Origin of the sequence: Alexandriicola marinus, assembly GCF_004000435.1 — a bacterium.
GTDB classification, from domain to species: Bacteria; Pseudomonadota; Alphaproteobacteria; order Rhodobacterales; family Rhodobacteraceae; genus Alexandriicola; species Alexandriicola marinus.
In genome coordinates this window covers 1-549 of sequence record NZ_RBVZ01000064.1, presented here as the reverse complement: position 1 = coordinate 549, position 549 = coordinate 1, and the positions used below count along the sequence as shown (strand labels likewise).

Genomic DNA, 549 nt, shown 5'->3' with positions numbered 1-549 from the left:
ATGGCGAAGGCAAAGTTTGAACGCAACAAGCCGCATGTGAACATCGGCACGATTGGTCACGTTGACCATGGCAAGACGACGCTGACGGCGGCGATCACGAAGTATTTCGGTGATTTCCAGGCGTATGACCAGATCGACGGTGCGCCGGAAGAGAAGGCGCGCGGGATCACGATCTCGACGGCGCACGTGGAATACGAGACCGACGCGCGTCACTATGCGCATGTCGACTGCCCCGGCCACGCCGACTACGTGAAGAACATGATCACGGGTGCGGCGCAGATGGACGGCGCGATCCTCGTGGTGAACGCGGCCGACGGCCCGATGCCGCAGACGCGCGAGCACATTCTTCTGGGCCGCCAGGTCGGGATCCCGACGATGGTCGTCTACATGAACAAGGTCGACCAGGTGGATGACGAGGAGCTTCTCGAGCTTGTCGAGATGGAAATCCGCGAGCTTCTGTCGTCCTACGACTATCCCGGCGACGACATTCCGATCGTGAAGGGCTCGGCCCTTGCCGCGATGGAAGGCCGTGACCCCGAGATCGGCGAG

The 549-nt window shown here is 61.7% G+C and carries 1 protein-coding gene; it reads left to right on the top strand.

The window, feature by feature from the left end:
- A partial coding sequence (locus tag EP376_RS22695; RefSeq protein ID WP_127657729.1) for a GTP-binding protein occupies positions 1 to 549 on the top strand: 549 nt, incomplete at both ends.